Genomic DNA, 20,066 nt, shown 5'->3' with positions numbered 1-20,066 from the left:
GGTCACCTACTTATTGGTTAGGGTATTTTCAATGATTGTTGTTGTGAGGGTTTGTAATGATAAGCCGATGCCAGCCATCATTTTAGGGAAGCGGCTTTTTTCGGTCATACCGGGAATAGTGTTTACTTCATTGAAGTAGATCTCATTTTGTGGTGTCAGGAAGCAGTCGACGCGGGCAAAGCCGGAGCAGCCAAGGGTGCGATATATGAGCAGGGATGCTTCCTGGATTTTTTGGCGCAGTTCCGGATCAATGCGAGCGGGAACATGGATTTTACTGGGAATCTCGTATTTGGCGTTATAGTCATTAAATGCAGAATCAATTTCAACCTCATCAACGGCACCAATGGTTAATTGGGTTTTACCGATGATGCCACAGCCAACCTCGATACCATCGATGTGCTCTTCAATGATTATATTTTCATCATGTTGAAATGCTTCGGTAATCGCTTCATTGAGTTGTTTGGCTGAGTTTACTTTGGAGATGCCGATTGATGAGCCGCCGCAAACGGGTTTTACATAGAGCGGATAGGTGAGTTTACTCACCTGTTCGCCGATTTCTCCCATATTTTGGGAACTGTTAAACAACATGCCGCGGGGTACTTTGATTCCTGCTTCTTGAATGAGTTGGTGGGCGCGGTATTTGTCCATGCATAGAGCTGATGACATGGTAGTACAGCCGGCAATTGGTATTCTGAGGAGTTCAAGCATACCTTGTAAAGTACCGTCTTCGCCGTTTTTTCCATGTAAGATAGGTAGAGCAACATCGATTGGCAGCGCAGTTTCAATACCGGCCGTGTTTGCATAGAGCTGGGGATGTGACGATGAGAGGTGGGCAGTGATTGGGTGGAGATTATCTCGATCATGCAACCAGGTGTCGTGTTTAATATTTTCCAGAGCACCGGTATAGTGGAACCATTGGCCAAATTTGCTGATACCAATGAGGGTACGTTTAAATATATCTGTATTTAGCGTGGAAATGACAGCATAAGCTGATTGCAGTGATACGGCATATTCAGAACTTTTTCCACCAAAGAAAATGGCAACGTTGGTTTTAGACATTTTGAGTGTCCTCACTTTCAATTAAATTTTGGGCAATTTTATAATCGACAACAACACGATTTACTTCTGTCGATGATTGCGTTTGTTTATCAATTTTTTTAACAACGACAACTGTGTGTTGCATTGGGATACCATCTTTGATAAAAGGAGTCAGCTCTTCGTTGACTACCTTATATTCGTAAGGCTGATAAGTATCTGATAACAATTCAATAGCAATAATATTATCAATGAATTCAATAGCAAGTTCAAAAGTCATATTAGTTTCATTCTTAACCTTTAAATCCAGCCAGCCTTCGCTGACGGTTGCATCCATCGCTTCAATTTGTGATTCAGTCTGCAATGCAAATGATTTAGTCGGATGGTTGTGGCGTTCAATAATAGTGAGCGGACTGTGCATGAAAAGTTCATATAGCATACCACTGAGTTGGCACAATCCGCCACCATATTCGGTTTGCATCTTACCGTTTACCAAAACTAATCCGTCTTTATAAGGCATATATTTATCGGCATAGCGGAGTGCATTCCAGAATGAAAATGTTTCGCCGGGGCGAATAAGCAGTTGTTGTAATTCATTACTGGCAAGCTCTAAATTGTAATATTTATTCTCTTGATATTTAATATCGTATCCAGTATCAGGATTAACAATTTCTGAACGGATTGTATGGACATGATTGGCAAAAGGCACACCGCGATTAGTATCTTTAGTATATTCATGCTGATCAAAACGCATTGCTGTATAATAAAATAACTTTCTTTGCTTTTGACGCAATGGTAATAGAAAGGGGAAAATTTGGGTTAATTGTTTACGGGCCATAGAAAAAACCTCCTGAAGGAATAACTTGTTTTCTATATCGTACCGCGTTCTCAATTTTAGTGTTTTTAGAATTCCATAATAGTGTCATACATTTTCATCACTAAAAGCTTACGAAACCCTTACGGGAGAAAAGAAAAACAGCGGTGCGCCAAGGCGCACCGCTGTTTCGGCAGATAATTATTTAGGAAAACGTAACTTGAAAGTAACAATATCATTTTCACTGCTGGCTTCAATCGTACCATTGTGTAGCACAACAAGCTTTTTAACAATCGACAAACCAATGCCGGATTTACCGGTTCGGCTTGAGCGAGAGTAATCAAGGCGATAGAAAGGGTCAAAGATCTTTTCAAGATCATCAGCAGGAATAGTTGGACAGTGATTAGTAAAGTTTATTTCCAGACTATTTGGTGTTTCGGTAGCATCAATAGTGATTGTTGAATCTGGGTAACTGTAACTGATAGCATTGTTCAATAAATTAGTGAATACTCGTTCCATTTTATTATTGTCACAAGTAAATTGGATAGAGGTATCAATAGCAATGTTTGATTGTAATTTCTTTTCGGTCAGTAAAGGTTCAGATTCAAAAAGAATTTGTTCAAACATGCGCTCCAAATTAACATTAGTATACTCCAGTTTGACTTCACTCATATTGAGGATGGTCATCTCGAAGAATTCGTTAATTAATTCTTCCAGACGCAAAGCTTTACGCATAATAATATCTACATAGCTTGCTCGTGACTTTTCCGGTAAATCCGGTTCATCCTTCAATAAGGTTAAGTAGCCTAAAATTGAAGTTAGTGGTGTTTTTAAATCATGTGCCAAGTAAATAATGGTACTGGCATTTTTGAAGTTTTCATCATTATCGACAATTATTTGTGGTTGTAGTTTTGGTGTCAGATAGTCTTCAAATTGATAGAGTTCGGAAGGTAAAGCACTCGCCGGCTTGCCTTCCGCAGTTTCCTCGACAAACCAAAAGATGCTCTCAATATATTTAACCGCACGATAGATAAATATGATTGAAATAATAATGATGCCACCAGCAATTGTCAGCCAGACAAAGAAGCCAAGGTTATCAGCGATCGTGCGTAAGATTAAATAGATGACATCAATATCATACCAAGTTCTGCTGGTAATCATGAGACTGGCAATAAAAATCATAATAAATAATAATACGATAAAGGCAAAAATTGTCAGTAAGTATTGCAATAATAATTTGCGGAATATTTGTCTGATAATATGTTTTTTATCTTTATTTTTCAATTTTATAGCCAACTCCCCACACGGTTTGAATTATTTTCTTATATGACGCCACTTCACCGATTTTATCGCGAATACGCGAAATGTGGGTCATCACGGTGTTATTGTTATCTAAATATTTTTCTTTCCAAACCGCCTCAAATAAATCTTCCGAAGAAATAACTTCGCCGGCATTGGATGCCAAATACCAAAGAATATCAAATTCCAGCGGTGTCAGATTCAATGGCTTATCATCAATGCTGCATGTATGGGTGCTCTTATTAATCAGCAAGCCATCAAGATAAAGCTCTTCATTCACAGCATTGATATTATACTGATTCATGCGTCGCAGCTGTGACTTAATTCGTGCTACGAGTTCTAATGGATTAAATGGCTTAGTCATATAGTCATCAGCACCAAGCATCAAGCCATTAATACGATCAAAATCTTCAATTTTGGCAGTTAACATAATAATTGGAAAGAAATACTGCTCACGAATTTTTTGACAAAGCGAAAAGCCGTCAATGTCAGGCAACATAACATCAAGAACCGCAAGGTGAACTTGATGAGTCTCAATGTAACGCAGCGCCGGCAGACCTTCAGGATATTTAACTACTTGATATTCATCGCCAAGATAAAGTTCAATGAGATTCATAATTTCCAAATCATCATCAACAATCAGAATCGTTTTTTTCATACGGGTTCCTCAGTTCAAATTATTTTTCAACCTTATTATACATCAAAAATGGGAAGAAATGGGACGGCTTACAATAATGTTAGCTCTTTTCGGGAGAATTTGGAAAACAGCAGATGCTGCGTCTGCTGTTTTCTTAATTTTTCACAAAAGTCCTTGACGTGGAGTGCACTTCAAGTAGTATGATAGAGAAGCGCAGACTTGATAGTATTGCAGTCTGTTGATTTTTAAAGAGAGAGTGAAAATAATGACAGAAAATATTTTATCTCAAGTAAGTACACCAACAGATGTAAAGTCGTTGAGTGTTGGGGAATTAGAACGTTTAGCCGAGGAAATTCGCCAGTTAGTTTTAACTAAAGTAAGTAAGCACGGTGGTCATTTGGGTCCAAACTTAGCTTCAGTTGAGTTTACCTTAGCATTTCATTATGTATTTGATTCGCCGCGCGATAAGATTGTTTGGGATGTTTCGCACCAATCTTATCCGCATAAGATTGTAACCGGCCGGAAACATGGTTTTATTGATGAGGAAAATTATGATAGCGTAACCGGGTATAGCAACCAGCATGAAAGTGAACATGACTTTTTCACTGTTGGCCATACGTCTACCTCAGTAAGCTTAGCAACTGGATTAGCAAAAGCTCGTGATTTGAATGGTGCCGGAGGAAATGTTATTGCAGTTATTGGTGATGGCTCACTAAGCGGCGGTATGGCATTTGAGGGGCTTAATAATGGTGCGGTTTTAGGTTCGAACTTGATTGTATTAGTGAATGACAATGAGATGTCAATTGCTGAAAACCAGGGCGGTCTTTATAAAAATTTGCGCTTATTACGTGAAACCAATGGAACTGCCGAAGAAAACATGTTTAAAGCAATCGGCTTTGATTATCGTTATGTAGAAGCAGGAAATGATATGGCGACAATGATTGCTGCTTTTGAAGCAATTAAAGATATCGATCACCCAATTGTTTTACATGTGCATACTGAAAAAGGTCACGGCTATGAGCCGGCAACGACTAATAAAGAAGCCTTCCACTGGCATTCGCCATTCGACCTGGCGACCGGCAAGTCGCCGGCCGGCAGTGGTACGCCATCATACGCATCAGTAATGATGGACTACCTTGAAGCCAAAGTGCAACAAGACGACCGTGTTGTTGCCATCAACGCGGCCATTCCTGGCGCGCTTGGTCTTGGCGGCTTCCGCAGCAAGCACCCCGACAAGTACTTCGACGTCGGGATTGCTGAGGCCCATTCCATCGCATTCGCTTCGGCAATGGCCTCACAAGGAATGAAACCAATTGTATTTCATTCCAGCACATTCATTCAAAGAACGTATGACCAAATATCACATGACTTATGTATCAACAATAATCCGGCAGTCATCGTCATAAAAGGCGCGACCATTTCCGGCAGTGATGTGACTCACCTGGGCGTATTTGATATCGCAATGATGAGCAATATTCCTAACTTGGTATATTTGGCGCCAACGAGTCAAGAAGAACTAACCGCAATGATGGAGTGGGCGCTCGCTCAAGACCAGCATCCGGTGGCGGTGCGCTTGCCCGAACAGGCAGTAATCAACCGTCCGCAAACACAATTTGACTTCAGTCTGAATACCTATGAACAACTGCATGCCGGCAGCAAGGTAGCGATAATTGGACTTGGCAGCTTTTTATCTTTAGGGGAAAAAGTTCAAGAGTCACTCAATGCCAAAGGCATTGACGCAACGCTCATTAATCCGCGATTTATTACCGGTATTGATAAAGATATGCTGAATCAACTGAAAGCGAATCATGATGTAGTTATTACCCTTGAAGACGGCATTTTGGATGGTGGTTTTGGTGAAAAAATCAGCCGCTACTATGGTGCAGATAGCATGAAGGTACTGAATTATGGTGCTATCAAGGAATTTACCGACAGTGTTCCAAAAGCAGAATTATACCGCAGATATCGTCTTGAACCAGAACTTATTGTGGCAGATATTCTTGCTTTACTGAAATAAAAAAAGGCGACTTTCGGGAAAAGTCGCCTTTTCAAATTTCTCCAAATAGAGTATAATAATACAAGAACTACATTGTGTAGATGGGAGACGTTTGATGAATAGTTGGAATGAATTTTTGGAGCAAGAAAAAAAACAGGATTACTTTGTTGAGTTGATGAATAAAGTTGATGAGGCGCGGAAAACAGCAATGGTTTATCCGCCGGAGGATGAGCTATTTTCGTGCTTTGAATTGTGTCCGCTCGATCAGGTAAAAGTTGTTATTATCGGTCAGGATCCATATCATGGTGCCGGGCAGGCGCATGGCTTAAGTTTTTCAGTAAAGCCTGGAGTTAAGATTCCCCCGAGTTTGCGTAATATTTATAAAGAGTTGAAAAGCGATTTGGATATTGATGCACCAAATCATGGCTATCTTGTTTCGTGGGCGAAGCAAGGGGTATTGATGATGAATACCAGTTGGAGTGTTGAAGAAGGGAAGGCCGGCAGCCATAAGAAGTTTGGCTGGACAACCTTTACTGACCATGCCTTGGCAGAACTCAATAAATCAGAGCAGCCAATTGTATTTATTCTCTGGGGCAATCATGCGATTGCTGCTGCTAAAGGGATTGATAATCCTAAGCACACTTTACTAAAAGGTGTACACCCATCACCGCTTGCAGCCAATGGTGGATTTTTTGGCAGCAAGCCATTTTCTCAAGTAAATGCAATTTTGGAAGCTAATGGTCGCGGAGCAATTGATTGGCAGCTTGAAGATTTATAAAGGAAAAACAAAAAACCGCCAAGTCCTCGGACTTGGCGGTTTTCAATTATTCGATAATCTCAAAATAATCACGATTAATTTTCTTCTTCAATTGCATTAAAGCTAAACCGAATAAGGCAAAGATGCCAATCAGTGCCAGAATAAAGCCGGCAAAGAAAAGTATGTTCGAGTAGTTAGCTGGATTTGTAAATCCATAAGCAAACGCCGGTTTACCATCGAGATAAGTAAAGTTCATACCAATAGCGATGTTACAGAACAAGTAGATAATTGGGTAGATAAGAATATACAAAGCTTGAATTGGTTTGGTTTTGCCTAATCCTGGTACTAAGAAGAAAAATAACCACATCACGATTGGAGTTGCATTGTGCAGGAAGAACTCACTTGAAGATTCAAGCGGTTGCCATTGCCCGGCAAGTACAGGATTCAACACGAACACAACAATAAAGAAAGTAATTGAAGTATAAACAGTAATAGCAGTAATCAGCAAACGGTTATTAATAAATCTATCAATCGGCAGCTTTACAAAGCTATTCAGACCATATAAAATCAGCCAAATCAAAGCAATGATGTTTGATTGTTGAGTGAAGGCATAGAAAAAGCGCCAATGCTCAGCCTCGCGTGCAGTAAAGTTGCTAATCAGCATAAATGCAAGCAACATCGCATAAATCAAAGCACAAAATCCTAGTAGTAAATTCTTGTTTTTCATATAATTTGCCTCCTTAAAAGTCTAAGCAAAATTTTATCACTTTCCTTTATCGGTTACAATACCGGGTAAAAGAATAAAACCGGCGGGACAAGCCCACCGGTTTTTAAATTTTCTTCACAAACTCAGATTTCAAACTCATGGCACCAATGCCATCAATTTTACAGTCAATATCATGATCGCCCTCAACAAGGCGAATATTTTTCACTTTGGTTCCTTGCTTCACAACCAAAGAGCTGCCTTTTACTTTCAAGTCTTTGGTAACAACAATTGTGTCACCATCATTTAAGACATTGCCATTGGCATCTTTGATCTGCGCTTCGCCGCCTTCGGCAACGCTTCCCGGCAACCATTCGTGGCCACATTCAGGGCAAACAAGGTTAGTACCGTCACTATAAACATATTCTGAATTGCACTGTGGGCAATTTGGCATATTTTCCATTATTGATGCTCCGTTTCATATATATTAGGGTTTACCTAACCTCTATTATATATAATTTGTGATGATATGCAAAGCCAGGTCTAGTAACTTTTTTCAATTGTATACATATGAACTTTACAACTGTTCAAATTAATGAAGGCATAAAATGCTTTAGCCAGTTCATTTGGCTCAGTTGATTCAGCAACACGCTTAGCATCTTCCATGGTTTCAAAAGTGATGTAATCAGCCCAAGTATCACCATCAACAAGCTGCTGCCATGAAATATAGCCTTTTTGCTTGGCCATGTAGCCATTGTTCAGTTGTTCAGCGGCAGCTAAAAATTCGCTTACTGACGCGCCCTTTTTGAGTTTGAATGAAACATAAAAAACTGCTTTTGCCATAATAAAATACCCCGTTTCCTTAATATAATTTAAGTATAACAATATCGGCAAAAGCATTCAATTATTTTGTGAAAAGTGAAAGTGACGCGAGCCTAAGCTCGCGTCACTTTTTAGGTTTATTAACAAAAATTTCTCAGATAGAAAAAATATTCTATTTGAGAAAACGCGTGGACTTCTATTTTTGAAAGTGCTAACATTTTAGCTATCTTAGGATATGAAAGGTTGTGAAAGTAATGGAAAATGGTTTTCCAAAAGATTTTTTGTGGGGAGGTGCATTGGCCGCATGTCAGGCGGAGGGCGCATATAATGTGGATGGTAAGTCGTTAACTATCCCTGATGTGATGCGGTTTAATCCGAAACTAGATCGTACAATTACCAAGCAGTTGAAGATTACTCAGGAATCGATTGATGCTGCCAAAGCTGAGTTGGATGATACGTATTATCCCAAGCGACGCGGTATTGATTTCTATCATACTTACAAACAAGATATTGCTTTGATGGCAGAGATGGGCTTTAAGGTATTCCGCTATTCAGTTGCTTGGGCACGGGTATTTCCCGGTGGCGATGATGCCGAACCAAATGAACTGGCATTACGATTTTATGATGATGTAATCGATACGATTATTAGTCATGGTATGGTGCCGTTGATTACTATTTCGCATTTTGATATGCCGATTGTGCTGATTGAAAAGTTTGGTGGTTGGTATAATCGTAAGTTGGTTGATTTGTACCTTAAGTATTGTGATGTTTTGTTTAATCGCTATAAGGGTAAGGTACAGTACTGGGTTACCTTTAATGAGATTAATATGAGTGCTAAAGCCGGTCCGAAGACACTAGGTATTTTAGATACCGGACAGGAAAATTATGAGGAAATGATTTTCCAAGGTTTGCATCATCAGTTTGTAGCAGCGGCGCGGGCAACTGAGTTAGCACATGCAATTGATCCAGAAAATAAAATTGGCTGTATGGTTGCTTACTTTACTACATATGCACACACGTGTAAGCCGGAAGATGCGCTGGAGATGCAAAATGAGGACCGCATGCGCAATATGTTCTACCTCGATGTTCAGGCGGGCGGGCATTATCCGTATTATGCGAATACTTATTTTAAGCGTCGAGGCATTACGATTACGATGGCTGCCGATGATTTGGCAATCATTGCCGCACACACGGCTGATTATGTCGGAATGTCATACTATATGTCAATGATTGCCAGCAGTGATGCTGAGAATTTGGAACTGACCTCTGGGAATGTTACAAATGTGTTGAAGAATCCTTATCTCGAGGGCAGTGAATGGGGCTGGCAAATTGATCCGGTGGGACTTCGTTATACGTTGAATCATGTGTTTGATCGTTATCAGAAACCGATTTTTATTTTGGAGAATAGCATTGGTGCGATCGATACTTTAAATGAAGATGGTACGGTGCATGACCCTTACCGGATTGCTTATTTGGAGTCGCATATTCGTGAGATGAAACGCGCTGTTGAAGATGGTGTGGATGTCATTGGTTATACGATGTGGGGGCCGATTGATATTGTCAGTTCGGGAACTTCGGAGATGTCAAAACGCTATGGATTTATCTATGTAGATCAGGATGATTACGGTGCTGGAACCAAGCGACGCTATCGTAAAGACTCTTTTTACTGGTATAAAGATTTAATCGCGACCAATGGTGAAAAATTATAAGCACTGTCAACAATCAGTGTTGACACCGCTTTCTTTTGGGTGCTATAATAAAGTCACAATAAATTTGAGGAGACTGCAAGTTACGGATAGAGCTACTTATCCCATGTAAAAATTTACTTTTCTTAATGCGATGGATTTTGAACATTTTGAGGTGGTACTATGGTCGTGGTAAGGAGATTAAATAATAATGTCGTACTGGTATCAGAAGATAATCAAGAAATGGTAGTTATGGGAAAAGGGATAGGTTTTCAAGTTTATCCGGGTGATTCTATTAATCCGACATTGGTTGAAAAGACCTTCCTGCCAAGCAGTAAAGCTAGTCTTGAACGAATGGCCGAGATTATTAATCAAGTCTCTTACGAACTGATTATTTTGAGTAATGAGATAATTAGTTTAGGCAAAGAAATGTTACAACAGGAACTTAATTCAAATCTTATTGTAACGCTTTCTGATCATATCAATTTTGCTTTGAAAAGATTTGAAGATGGTATTGCTTTACGCAATCCGCTTCACTGGGAGATTAAGCAGCTCTACCTGCATGAGGTAGAAGTTGGTCGCAAAGCACTTGATTTGATAGAAGCAAAAATCGGTATTCGCTTGCCGGATGAAGAAGCAGTATTTATTGCAATGCATTTTGTGAATGCTCAGATTGATTTTGAAACGATGAACACAACCGTGGAGTTAACATCTATAATGGGTGAGGTGCTCAACATTGTACAATATCATTTTCAAACCATTCTGGACGAACAATCATTGAATTTTACTCGTTTCCTAACCCATTTACGGTATTTCCTTATCAGACAAATGAATAATGAACCTTTTCCAATAAAGGATGAGTATTTGTTTGAAGTGGTGAAGCGTAAATATGTGCGTGAGTTTGAATGTACCGAAAAGATTGCTCGCTTTTTGCAGCAGTCATACGGCTGGGAAACGACCCCGGACGAAAAATTATATCTAACATTACATATCAACCGAGTCGTATCAAGGACTTAAAATATAAACAAAGATGGATTTGTTACGGTTAAAGCCGGCATGACCTAAATGAACAACAACATTTTTATGTTGCTGCTCTTTTGGGTCATTTTTTATTTTCTTGATGGTAATATGGATAATTTTTAAGAGGTGAAAAAGATGACTAACAAAGAATTAGCAAAACAGATTTTGGATTTAGTTGGTGGTGAAGCCAATATAGGGCATGTTACCCACTGTATGACTCGCTTGCGCTTTAGCTTAAAAGATGAAGATAAAGCCAATATTCATGCGATTGAAAATCTTGATGGTGTGCTGGGAGCACAATCACAAGGTGGGCAGTTTCAAGTAATCATCGGAAGTCACGTTTCAGCAGTTTACAATGAGCTGGCGTTAATGATTAACCTTGATAACCAAGCAGCTGACGATGCCGCTAAACCTAAAGGGTGGTTCAATAAGTTGCTGGATACGATTGCAGCAATTTTAACACCGTCATTACCACCGGTTATTGGTGGTGGGATGCTTAAGGGATTTATTTTCTTATTTACCAGTCTTGGTTGGGTAGATCCGGCGAATGCAACAGTCGTGGTTTTAAATATTGCCGCTGACTGTATGTTCTATTTCTTCCCATTCTTACTGGCAGTAAGTGCTGCCCGTAAGTTCCGGACTAACGAATATATGGCACTAGCATTAGCGGGAGCGCTCATGTATCCATCTATTATTAATGCAGCTACTGCTGGTGGTGCGGAGCCATTGATGTTCCTTGGATTTTTACCGATTCCAATGGTAAATTATAGTTCATCAGTAATTCCAATTATTTTAGCAGTCTTGCTGTTGAGCGTGGTGTATCGTTTTTTTGAGCGGATTATTCCGCAGATGATAAGCGTCATATTCACACCAGTATTGACTTTAGTAGTCATGGTGCCAGTATCGCTAATTGCTTTAGCGCCGCTTGGCTACTACGCTGGTGAATATGTTGCAATTGGAATTCAAGCCCTAATTAATTTTGCACCTTGGCTTGCCGGCTTTGTTGTTGGTGCAACCCGTCCATTCCTAGTGTTAACTGGTATGCATCACGCATTACGACCAATTACCCAACAACAAATTGCTACCTATGGTTATTCAACCATGGCGCCGATGAATTTTATGAGTACAATGGCACAAGCGGCAGCGGCATTAGGTATTTATCTTGTAATTCGTAACAAAAAAATGAAACAAGTATCGCTATCAGCAACCATTTCAGGATTTTTGGGTATTACTGAACCAGCTCTTTATGGGGTGCTTGTTAAATATAAAGCAGCATTATGGGCTGCTGTTATCGGTGGTGGTGTTGGTGGTGCGATTGCTGCAATGGCTGGGGCACGAGCTTTAGCACCAGCGATGCCAAGTATTCTTTCAGTTCCAACATTCTTTGGTGAAGGCTTCTTCGGCTTTGTTATTGCTGTCATTGTTACTGTAGTTGTAACTGTAGGAATCACCGTTGTCTTTGGACTACGAATCAAACAAACAGATGACTTACCGGTTGTAGACGATCCGGAAGTATTGGATGTTGTTGAAACACTTGAACAAACAGCAGGAAAATTGGCTGAAGTATTTAGTCCGGCAAATGGTGAGCTCTATCCAATGAGTGAGGTTAATGATAGAACCTTTGCGGCCGGGATTATGGGTCAGGGAATTGCCATAAAACCAAAAGACGGACGTGTGGTCGCGCCTTTTGATGGAACTATTGAGGCGGTTTTCCCGACTAAACACGCAATTGGATTGCGTTCAACAACCGGGCTGGAGGTACTTATTCATATAGGTATCGATACCGTAAATCTAAATGGTTTACATTTTGAGTCACAAGTGACTCAAGGACAAAAAGTACATCTTGGCGATACTTTAGTTGAATTTGATATTGCCGCACTTGAAGCGGCCGGATATGACGCCAGTATCATAGTTGTTGCAACTAATTCGCAAGATTATTTGAATGTACTACCGGAAGAAGAAAGTGGCTTAATCTTTGAAAAAGAGCGGCTATTTACTGCAATCAAATAAGGAGGAAAAACAAATGAAAATTATTATTACTGATACTTATGAGGAAATGAGTAAAGTTACTGCACAGCATTTGCTGGGTTATATGTATCAGGATAGAAGAGTCAATCTATCAATTACAGCCGGAACTACACCAATTAAAATGTATGAATTATTGGTTCCGGAAGTAAAAGCAAAGTCATATTTTGATAATGTTCATTATTATAACTTTGATGAAATTCCTAACCGTAAAGAAGGACGCGAAGGTGTCACTATTAGTGACTTGCGTAAATTTTTCTTTACGCCGGCAGGAATCAGCGAGACACATATACATAAACTTGATCATAATAACTGGCAGCAACAGGATGAGCAGATTGCCGCCGATGGCGGACTGGATGTTATTCTCTTGGGAATTGGTGCAGACGGCCATTATTGCGGCAATCTGCCTGGAACAACAACATTCGCGGATCAAACTAGCCGGGTAGAATGTGATGCAGCGATGAAAGAGCGTATCGGCAGACTGTTTGAAAGCAGCGACGAAATTCCTGACTATTACGTGACTATGGGACCACGTAGTGTAATGGCGGCTAAACATATTATTCTGTTCGCCAGTGGCACGAAAAAGGCTGAGATAATTAAACGGCTGGTAGATGGCAGCGTAGATCAAGCTATTCAAGCTTCAATTTTAAAAATGCATCCCCATATCACTCTTATTCTCGATAAGGATGCAGCATCATTACTCTAGTACAAAACGACGTTATTATATAAAAAACCCCCTGGGCGCCTTTGGCGCCCAGGGGGTTCTCCTTTTCTATGAAATTAATATTGTTGTTGATTAAAACTTTCCATTTTAATCATTTTATTGATTTTAGCAAATTGTACATAGTGCAGCACAGTAGTTACTACGAACATTGCCCAAGCACAGAAGCCGATAAGCATTGCAAAACCAAATACCGGGTTACCGCTTGAACCATAGCTGTTCATATAGTAGCTGCTTGAACCGCCATCGCTAATCATTGCTAACAATATTATAATTGCAGAAATGAAGCCGATAGTACCGGTTACTAATGCCAAGACACTGATAGCTACTGATTGCTTTGCTTTTTTAGCAGCAACAATTTGAATGATAGCCAAAATTGCTACCGCTAAGGCTGGAATTCCGAAAAGTAAATTGAATAAGAATCCGAATCCTGGAATGGCATTGACAGTGGCAATGATTGCTGTTGTCAGATATAGATTTTTTAATGTCTTTAATGATTTTGTATCCATGTATTTCCCTCTTTTCATAAGCTTTAAGAATTATAGCATATTTTCGTAGAGAAATGAAGTCTTTACCAGTACAGGCATTGTATATGCACTGGAATATAGCGGGCTAATATGGTATGATTTTAAAAGGAAAACTCATGTTAACAGGGTTTTTGGTTCGGAGGAATGAACATGGCTAGTATCAAGGATATTGCTAAGAAGGCCGGAGTATCGGTGACGGCAGTATCATATGCACTGAATGGCAGTAAAAAAGTCTCGGAAGCAACCAGAGCAAGAATCATGGCAATTGCTGAGGAACTGGAATATACACCAAACTTAGTCGGACGCTCATTACAAAAGCAACAAACCAATATTGTTGCTGTTTTTTTGACTGATTATGTTGGCTCGTTTTATGGACGGCTCTTGGCAGGAATAAAGGAGAAACTTGAAGTAGAAGGTTATGAACTTATAGTCTGTTCCGGCAGTAAAGCCCATGCATTCTTACCGCAAAAACTGGTGGATGGCGCAATTATTTTAGATTCAACTTTTTCCGGTAAAGAACTTTTAAAGTATGCTGATGCCGGTCACAAGTTGGTAGTACTTGATCGCGAATTAGAACATGAAAATATCAGCAATATTCTTGTTGATAATGAGTTTGGCGCAACCGCAGCGATAGAAGAACTAATAGAAAATAATGTTGATAAGATTATTGTTATTGAAGGCCCGAAATCATCATTCAGCAGCAAGATAAGACGTGATGTAGCAGCTAATACGGCGGCAGCACATCAAATAGAATTTGAAGTACTGCCTGGCGACTATACCCTCAATGCCGGAATTGAACATAGCGAATATATCTATCAGCAAACAAAAAATAAAAAAGTCGGTGTTTTTTGTTTGAATGACAATATGGCTTTAGGTTTATATCTGGGTTTTAAAGACTATAAGGATTTTGTCATTGGCGAAGATATTCAGATTATTGGATTTGATGCCACTCTTGAAGGACAGCTCGCTTATCCGCCACTCTCAACCATTTATTTTTCTCAATCGGAATGGGGTGCAATGGCAGCTGAAGCATTGCTTTCAATGTTCGATGGTCAAGCATGTGAACATCGAACATTAGCGACCAGATTGCTGCTTGGCGGATCAACTCAAAATAGTATTTAAGCAATTAAATCTTTGTATTTAAGATAGTGTATCAATTTTTATAAATATTAAAAATCAACCTATAAACGGGTTGATTTTTTCTTTTTCATGTGTTATATTGATGAAGTTAAACGTTTAACCTTAACGAAAAAGGAGTGAATTATATGGAAATGTTTATGAAAGTTGCTGCAAAGTTAAGTTCAAATCGTTACTTAGGTGCTATCCGTGATGGTTTTATTTTTGCATTGCCTTTAACGGTTACAGCTTCTTTTGCAATTCTGATTAATAATGTTATTTTAGCTGACAACTTACCATTCTCTTTGTCAAATCCAGCTTATTATGGCGAAGGATTTATTAGTGTTATACAAAATGTACGGTATATTTTTAGCTCAATTGAGTTTGGCGGTCTGCAATGGATTGCTCCGATTGTGGTTATGGGAATTGCTTTTAAATTATCACAAGCGAGTAAGGCGGAACGGCCTTTCACCAATGCGATTATTATATTTGCAATCTTTATGACAATTTTACCAAAAGGTGACTTAGTTACTGGTGGTTTTTGGCAGAACCAATGGGTAGGCGGCTATACAGCCGCGATTGAATCGGGCTTGCCGGCAATAACATTTTCGGCATTATTCAGCGGTTCCAATTTATTTACCGCGATTTTGGTCGGTATTGTGTTCACTGAGTTATTGCTGAAATTCCAGTCAATTAAGCGTTTGGAAATTAAGTTGCCAGATCAAGTGCCACCGGCAGTTGCCAAAGCATTTTCAACTTTGATTCCAGCGATTCTGACCTTTTTGATAGCTGGTATTGTTGCTATGTTGTTCTATGTGTTTAAACCGTTCGAATATGGTGATTTATCAAGCTTTATTGCCGGGTTGTTCCAACAACCGTTCTTGGCATTAGCAAAAACCAATGTTGGTGGAACAATCATTATTATCGTTTACGTATTCTTTGCCAACTTTTTATGGTTCTTTGGGTTGCATGGTCCAAATATTTTATCAGGCTTTGCGACACCAACGTTAATGGCATTAGGTTTAGAAAATCAGGCCATATTTGCTCAAACTGCAAATGCTTACTCGCCTGAGCTCGCAACCTTTACTATGGGATTTGTTGATGCTTACACCCAATATGGCGGTAGTGGTGCGACAATGGGACTATTAATTGCAATTTTCTTCTTCTCAAAACGAAAAGATTATAAAGCAATTGCTGAACTTTCATTAGCACCAGGGATATTCCAAATTAATGAACCGGTCATCTTTGGGATGCCTATTGTTCTGAACCCGATTCTCGGGATACCATTTGTGCTGGCGCCACTGGTCAGTGTCATTGTTCCCGGAATACTGACTTCAATTGGCTGGCTGCCAAAAGTCGTTGTATCGGTGCCATGGGTTATGCCACCGGTTATTAATGCCTTTTTGGCAACCGGAGCCAGCTGGCAAGCAGCGGTGGTTGCGGTTATCAATTTAGTATTGATTACTTTAGTTTACTTGCCATTCGTATTGGCAGCTAACAAAATGATTGATACGAATCAAGCAGTAGAAGAAGTAACAGAAGCTTAACAACTTTGAGGAGGCAGAACATTGAGTAAATTTCCAGAACATTTCTTATGGGGCGGCGCTATTGCTGCCAACCAAAGCGAAGGAGCATATAATGTTGACGGTAAAGGATTGTCACTAGTGGATATCTTGCCCGATGCAAAACATGGCCGCCGCGAAGCAGAGTATCATCCGCGGCAAGGAATGCAAACAGTTTATGACTTTTATCCAAGTCATGATTCAATTGGTTTTTATTATAACTATAAAGAGGATATTCAGATGCTGGCCGAAATGGGCTTTAAAGTTTTCAGAACCTCAATCAGCTGGCCAAGAATTTTTCCTAACGGCGATGAAGCCGAGCCAAATGAAGCTGGTCTGCAGTATTACCAAGATTTATTTCAGTGCTGTAAAGATCATGGCATGGAATTGCTGGTCACAATTAATCATTTCGATACTCCATTTGGATTATTTGATAAGTATGGTGGTTGGGCAAATCGCCAAGTCATTGATTTTTTCTTGAACTATTGCCGAGCAATTTTTGAACGCTATCAAGATTTAGTTAAGTACTGGATTACCTTCAATGAAATTAATGTCATTTTGCATAGCGGCTATATTGGCGGAGCCTTGGATATTGAAAACGAAGCAAATCCGTTACAAGTCAAATATCAGGCGATGCATCATCAATTTGTTGCCAGCAGTCTGGCAACAAAACTGGCTCATGAAATCAATGCGGACTATCAAATTGGCTGTATGATTGCCGGCGCGGCAATCTACCCGTACTCATGCAAGCCTGCTGACGTATGGAAAGCGAAGACAGCAGAACGGCAGAATTATTTCTTCCTGGATATTCATGCTCGCGGCAAATATCCATCATATACGGAGAAATTATTTAGAGAACAAAATGTGTCGTTGCAGATAGAAGCCGGTGACCTGGAAATTCTTGAACAGTACCCAGTCGATTTTATGGCATTCAGTTACTACGCGTCATACGTTGCAGCAGATGATGAGTCGGATAAGGAACGTTCTGGCGGCAACATGTTTTCTGCCATTAAAAATCCATATTTGCCAGAGTCCGAATGGGGTTGGCAGATTGATCCGCTAGGATTACGAATTGTTACTAACGACCTTTATGATCGTTATCAGTTACCATTATTTGTAGTTGAAAACGGTCTTGGTGCCAACGACACGGTAGAGGCGGATGACACCATCAATGATCAATACCGAATTGACTATTTGCGTGAGCATATTAGAGAACTTGGCAACGCAATTGAAGACGGTGCCGAGGTCATTGGCTACACCAGCTGGGGCTGCATTGATCTCGTATCAGCCGGCACCGGCGAAATGGCTAAACGTTACGGCTATATTTATGTGGATCGTGACAACAATGGTGAAGGCACGCAGAAACGCTTACGCAAGCAGTCTTTCCATTGGTACAAAAAAGTTATTGCAACAAACGGTTCTGATATTGAAAACATTTAAGAACTTTTTTGTTCCAATTTGGTACGACCGGAAATGCTGTTAGCAGCATTGGAGTAGTCCCCTTGCGGGGCAAAAAAGTTATTGCCAGCAATGGTGAGGACTTAGACTAATTATTTTCCAAGAAATCTTTATACCCTAACCGAAAAGGGCAGCGCCATCGGCGCTGCCCTTTTCTAATTTCTCATAAATTAATGTACAACCTTAATGGCGCGGTGGACATTAGTGACTTCAACAACCGGCGCTCCGGGATCAAACTCACCATCCAGTGACCAAGGCATTTCTTCATTACTTTCGATAATTGCTTTTTTAGTATGAACAAAAGTAATCAAGTCTGATTGTTGATACTGTCCGGTTTGTAACGCGTGTAAAATTTGTCCGAATTCAAGAATGTTTTTAGGATATTTTATCAGCACAACTTCAAACAAGCCGTCATCAAAAAGTATATTTGGATCTTTTAGTTTAATAACACCACCAATTGAAGTTGAATTGCTAATGGCACCAAATAAATAGTCATCTTCCAATACTTCGTTGTCGGTTGTGATTTTAAGGTGATATGATTTTAGTGAAAAAACTTCTTTTGCACCTTCAAGCACATAGGCCAACCGCCCTAAAGTATTTTTCATCTGCTGAGTGGCAGCATACGAAGAACGCGAAAAAATACCAAATGAAGCGACATAGATAAAATATTTATTGTTGAACAAACCAACATCGTAGTGACGTGAAACACCATCAATAATCATGTTGGCAGCAAGCTCAGGATTTTTGGAAATATTGATACTTTTAGCAAAATCGTTAGTTGTGCCGGTAGGAATATAACCAAGTTCCGGTTTGTTATCAAAAGGCATTAAGCCGGTAATGACCTCACTTAATGTCCCGTCGCCGCCGCAACAAACAATCATATCAACATCATCACCATAGGCTTTGGCAAGCTCGGTGGCGTGCCCCTTTGACTGAGTAATCTTTACTTCAGTCTCACCTTTTTTGGCAAACAACTGCTGCACTGAGTGCAAATATTTTTTCATCTGCTGTTTTCCGGAAATGGTATTGGCGATTATTAAAATTTTTTGTTTGGTAGTATATGCTTTTGCTTTTATGCTCGATTGCTTAGACTTCTGCTGCATCAAGACTTTGTTGCTGACCCCACTCATGCTTACACCGACCTTCTATATTTCTATCTCTATAAAGACAATTATAGTACTTTCATCATGATAAGACAAATCCTTGGCGAGAAAGCTTGGAAAAAGCCCGCGGTTAAACCGCGGGCTTTTTCATATTAATTTGCCTGGCCGGCCCAGTCACGAATCTTACTTTGTTTTTCTTTAGAAAAATCTTGGTATAACTCATCCTGCAGCCATTGCAGAGACTTATCTTTCAAATAATTACGCATTTGATTCTCGGCTTCAACCATAACAACCTTAATCAAACATGGACATTTCGGTGGTATTTTAGGATCATACTCATCAGCGAAAAGAACATTCTTTTGGCGAATTTCGGCGCATTGAAACATATAACTCGGACCTTCAATTGCTTCAACAACATCCCAAAACGAAATTTCTTCCGGGGTACGGGCGAGCTCATAGCCGCCCTTCACTCCGGTCACTGAACGAACAATGCCGCCTTTTTTGAGTTTAGTAAAGATTTTGGCGAGGTAGGTTTCGGAAACGCCGTGCAACTGGGCGATGTCTTTGACACCGAGGCGTTTGCCGCCGGGGATTTCCATCATATAAAACAGTGAATGCAGTGCATATTCTACACCAATACTAAATTGCACGGTAAGTCACATCCTTAATTACGATAATTTATATACTTAATATCTTACTTTATTTTTTTCAGCGAATCAAGTCTTGCATTTCTGTGAAAAATAATATAAAATATATTACGGATAAGTGTTATCTGAGTTTGAATTG

At 39.8% G+C, this 20,066-nt stretch carries 19 protein-coding genes; 9 read left to right on the top strand and 10 right to left on the bottom strand.

Annotated elements, in window-relative coordinates; all coding sequences use genetic code 11:
• Window positions 1–6: 6 nt before the first annotated feature.
• From FEZ08_RS05040 to FEZ08_RS05025, 4 genes are all read right to left on the bottom strand, one after another.
• Window positions 7–1,059: a D-alanine--D-alanine ligase family protein gene (locus FEZ08_RS05040; RefSeq protein WP_138190622.1), complete on the bottom strand. Its 1,053-nt coding sequence runs from the start codon at window positions 1,057–1,059 to the stop codon at window positions 7–9.
• Window positions 1,052–1,873, bottom strand: coding sequence for a VanW family protein (locus tag FEZ08_RS05035; protein ID WP_138190621.1), 822 nt, complete (start codon window positions 1,871–1,873; stop codon window positions 1,052–1,054). Before FEZ08_RS05035 ends, FEZ08_RS05040 begins: the two co-directional genes overlap by 8 nt.
• 177 nt (window positions 1,874–2,050) lie before the next feature.
• Complete coding sequence (locus FEZ08_RS05030) at window positions 2,051–3,133, bottom strand: sensor histidine kinase (RefSeq protein WP_138190620.1); 1,083 nt, start codon at window positions 3,131–3,133, stop codon at window positions 2,051–2,053.
• On the bottom strand, window positions 3,123–3,806 hold the full coding sequence (locus FEZ08_RS05025) for a response regulator transcription factor (protein WP_138190619.1): 684 nt from the start codon (window positions 3,804–3,806) through the stop codon (window positions 3,123–3,125). Before FEZ08_RS05025 ends, FEZ08_RS05030 begins: the two co-directional genes overlap by 11 nt.
• A gap of 244 nt (window positions 3,807–4,050) precedes the next feature.
• Between FEZ08_RS05025 and FEZ08_RS05020 the strand changes: the two genes are divergently transcribed.
• Together FEZ08_RS05020 and FEZ08_RS05015 are read left to right on the top strand one after the other, a co-directional pair.
• Window positions 4,051–5,802: a 1-deoxy-D-xylulose-5-phosphate synthase gene (locus FEZ08_RS05020; protein ID WP_138190618.1), complete on the top strand. Its 1,752-nt coding sequence runs from the start codon at window positions 4,051–4,053 to the stop codon at window positions 5,800–5,802.
• Between the two features lie 94 nt (window positions 5,803–5,896).
• Complete coding sequence (locus tag FEZ08_RS05015) at window positions 5,897–6,559, top strand: uracil-DNA glycosylase (RefSeq protein ID WP_199288027.1); 663 nt, start codon at window positions 5,897–5,899, stop codon at window positions 6,557–6,559.
• Between the two features lie 46 nt (window positions 6,560–6,605).
• Here FEZ08_RS05015 and FEZ08_RS05010 read toward each other — a convergent pair whose 3' ends face one another.
• The 3 genes from FEZ08_RS05010 to FEZ08_RS05000 all read right to left on the bottom strand — a co-directional run bounded on the left by FEZ08_RS05010 (window position 6,606) and on the right by FEZ08_RS05000 (window position 8,084).
• The gene (locus FEZ08_RS05010) at window positions 6,606–7,265 is read right to left on the bottom strand and encodes a hypothetical protein (protein WP_138190616.1); all 660 of its coding nucleotides are present in this window, start codon (window positions 7,263–7,265) and stop codon (window positions 6,606–6,608) included.
• Window positions 7,266–7,368: 103 nt separating this feature from the next.
• Entirely contained in the window at window positions 7,369–7,704 is a 336-nt protein-coding gene (locus FEZ08_RS05005; protein WP_138190615.1) for a zinc ribbon domain-containing protein YjdM, read from the bottom strand.
• A gap of 80 nt (window positions 7,705–7,784) precedes the next feature.
• The gene (locus tag FEZ08_RS05000) at window positions 7,785–8,084 is read right to left on the bottom strand and encodes a hypothetical protein (protein WP_138190614.1); all 300 of its coding nucleotides are present in this window, start codon (window positions 8,082–8,084) and stop codon (window positions 7,785–7,787) included.
• A gap of 233 nt (window positions 8,085–8,317) precedes the next feature.
• Between FEZ08_RS05000 and FEZ08_RS04995 the strand changes: the two genes are divergently transcribed.
• The 4 genes from FEZ08_RS04995 to FEZ08_RS04980 all read left to right on the top strand — a co-directional run bounded on the left by FEZ08_RS04995 (window position 8,318) and on the right by FEZ08_RS04980 (window position 13,499).
• Complete coding sequence (locus FEZ08_RS04995) at window positions 8,318–9,772, top strand: family 1 glycosylhydrolase (protein WP_138190702.1); 1,455 nt, start codon at window positions 8,318–8,320, stop codon at window positions 9,770–9,772.
• 159 nt (window positions 9,773–9,931) lie between these two features.
• Window positions 9,932–10,765 carry a BglG family transcription antiterminator LicT gene (gene licT / locus FEZ08_RS04990; protein ID WP_138190613.1) on the top strand — a complete coding sequence of 278 codons (834 nt, stop codon included), beginning with the start codon at window positions 9,932–9,934 and terminating at the stop codon, window positions 10,763–10,765.
• Between the two features lie 138 nt (window positions 10,766–10,903).
• Window positions 10,904–12,778 (top strand): beta-glucoside-specific PTS transporter subunit IIABC, encoded by a 1,875-nt coding sequence (locus tag FEZ08_RS04985; RefSeq protein ID WP_138190612.1) that lies wholly within the window; start codon window positions 10,904–10,906, stop codon window positions 12,776–12,778.
• Window positions 12,779–12,791: 13 nt separating this feature from the next.
• Complete coding sequence (locus FEZ08_RS04980; protein WP_138190611.1) at window positions 12,792–13,499, top strand: glucosamine-6-phosphate deaminase; 708 nt, start codon at window positions 12,792–12,794, stop codon at window positions 13,497–13,499.
• Between the two features lie 74 nt (window positions 13,500–13,573).
• Here the strand turns inward: FEZ08_RS04980 and FEZ08_RS04975 are convergent, their stop codons facing one another.
• The gene (locus FEZ08_RS04975) at window positions 13,574–14,023 is read right to left on the bottom strand and encodes a hypothetical protein (RefSeq protein WP_138190610.1); all 450 of its coding nucleotides are present in this window, start codon (window positions 14,021–14,023) and stop codon (window positions 13,574–13,576) included.
• Between the two features lie 168 nt (window positions 14,024–14,191).
• Between FEZ08_RS04975 and FEZ08_RS04970 the strand changes: the two genes are divergently transcribed.
• The 3 genes from FEZ08_RS04970 to ascB all read left to right on the top strand — a co-directional run bounded on the left by FEZ08_RS04970 (window position 14,192) and on the right by ascB (window position 18,159).
• Window positions 14,192–15,163 carry a LacI family DNA-binding transcriptional regulator gene (locus tag FEZ08_RS04970; RefSeq protein WP_138190609.1) on the top strand — a complete coding sequence of 324 codons (972 nt, stop codon included), beginning with the start codon at window positions 14,192–14,194 and terminating at the stop codon, window positions 15,161–15,163.
• Window positions 15,164–15,306: 143 nt separating this feature from the next.
• Window positions 15,307–16,704, top strand: coding sequence for a PTS sugar transporter subunit IIC (locus tag FEZ08_RS04965; RefSeq protein ID WP_138190608.1), 1,398 nt, complete (start codon window positions 15,307–15,309; stop codon window positions 16,702–16,704).
• A 21-nt stretch (window positions 16,705–16,725) separates the two neighbouring features.
• Window positions 16,726–18,159, top strand: coding sequence for a 6-phospho-beta-glucosidase (ascB, locus tag FEZ08_RS04960; RefSeq protein ID WP_138190607.1), 1,434 nt, complete (start codon window positions 16,726–16,728; stop codon window positions 18,157–18,159).
• A gap of 188 nt (window positions 18,160–18,347) precedes the next feature.
• Here ascB and FEZ08_RS04955 read toward each other — a convergent pair whose 3' ends face one another.
• On the bottom strand, window positions 18,348–19,307 hold the full coding sequence (locus FEZ08_RS04955) for a diacylglycerol/lipid kinase family protein (protein ID WP_138190606.1): 960 nt from the start codon (window positions 19,305–19,307) through the stop codon (window positions 18,348–18,350).
• A 125-nt stretch (window positions 19,308–19,432) separates the two neighbouring features.
• Window positions 19,433–19,930 carry an RrF2 family transcriptional regulator gene (locus FEZ08_RS04950; protein ID WP_138190605.1) on the bottom strand — a complete coding sequence of 166 codons (498 nt, stop codon included), beginning with the start codon at window positions 19,928–19,930 and terminating at the stop codon, window positions 19,433–19,435.
• Between the last annotated feature and the right edge of the window lie 136 nt (window positions 19,931–20,066).

It is taken from the genome of Culicoidibacter larvae (assembly GCF_005771635.1).
GTDB lineage: Bacteria > Bacillota_I > Bacilli_A > Culicoidibacterales > Culicoidibacteraceae > Culicoidibacter > Culicoidibacter larvae.
This window is presented reverse-complemented; position numbering and strand designations above follow the sequence as displayed.

Coding starts and splice junctions, on each gene's coding strand:
- FEZ08_RS05040 (WP_138190622.1), bottom strand. CDS start 1,059: ATGTCTAAAACCAACGTTGCCATTTTCTTTGGTGGAAAAAGTTCTGAA.
- FEZ08_RS05035 (WP_138190621.1), bottom strand. CDS start 1,873: ATGGCCCGTAAACAATTAACCCAAATTTTCCCCTTTCTATTACCATTG.
- FEZ08_RS05025 (WP_138190619.1), bottom strand. CDS start 3,806: ATGAAAAAAACGATTCTGATTGTTGATGATGATTTGGAAATTATGAAT.
- FEZ08_RS05020 (WP_138190618.1), top strand. CDS start 4,051: ATGACAGAAAATATTTTATCTCAAGTAAGTACACCAACAGATGTAAAG.
- FEZ08_RS05015 (WP_199288027.1), top strand. CDS start 5,897: ATGAATAGTTGGAATGAATTTTTGGAGCAAGAAAAAAAACAGGATTAC.
- FEZ08_RS05010 (WP_138190616.1), bottom strand. CDS start 7,265: ATGAAAAACAAGAATTTACTACTAGGATTTTGTGCTTTGATTTATGCG.
- FEZ08_RS05005 (WP_138190615.1), bottom strand. CDS start 7,704: ATGGAAAATATGCCAAATTGCCCACAGTGCAATTCAGAATATGTTTAT.
- FEZ08_RS05000 (WP_138190614.1), bottom strand. CDS start 8,084: ATGGCAAAAGCAGTTTTTTATGTTTCATTCAAACTCAAAAAGGGCGCG.
- FEZ08_RS04995 (WP_138190702.1), top strand. CDS start 8,318: ATGGAAAATGGTTTTCCAAAAGATTTTTTGTGGGGAGGTGCATTGGCC.
- licT (WP_138190613.1), top strand. CDS start 9,932: ATGGTCGTGGTAAGGAGATTAAATAATAATGTCGTACTGGTATCAGAA.
- FEZ08_RS04985 (WP_138190612.1), top strand. CDS start 10,904: ATGACTAACAAAGAATTAGCAAAACAGATTTTGGATTTAGTTGGTGGT.
- FEZ08_RS04980 (WP_138190611.1), top strand. CDS start 12,792: ATGAAAATTATTATTACTGATACTTATGAGGAAATGAGTAAAGTTACT.
- FEZ08_RS04975 (WP_138190610.1), bottom strand. CDS start 14,023: ATGGATACAAAATCATTAAAGACATTAAAAAATCTATATCTGACAACA.
- FEZ08_RS04970 (WP_138190609.1), top strand. CDS start 14,192: ATGGCTAGTATCAAGGATATTGCTAAGAAGGCCGGAGTATCGGTGACG.
- FEZ08_RS04965 (WP_138190608.1), top strand. CDS start 15,307: ATGGAAATGTTTATGAAAGTTGCTGCAAAGTTAAGTTCAAATCGTTAC.
- FEZ08_RS04955 (WP_138190606.1), bottom strand. CDS start 19,307: ATGAGTGGGGTCAGCAACAAAGTCTTGATGCAGCAGAAGTCTAAGCAA.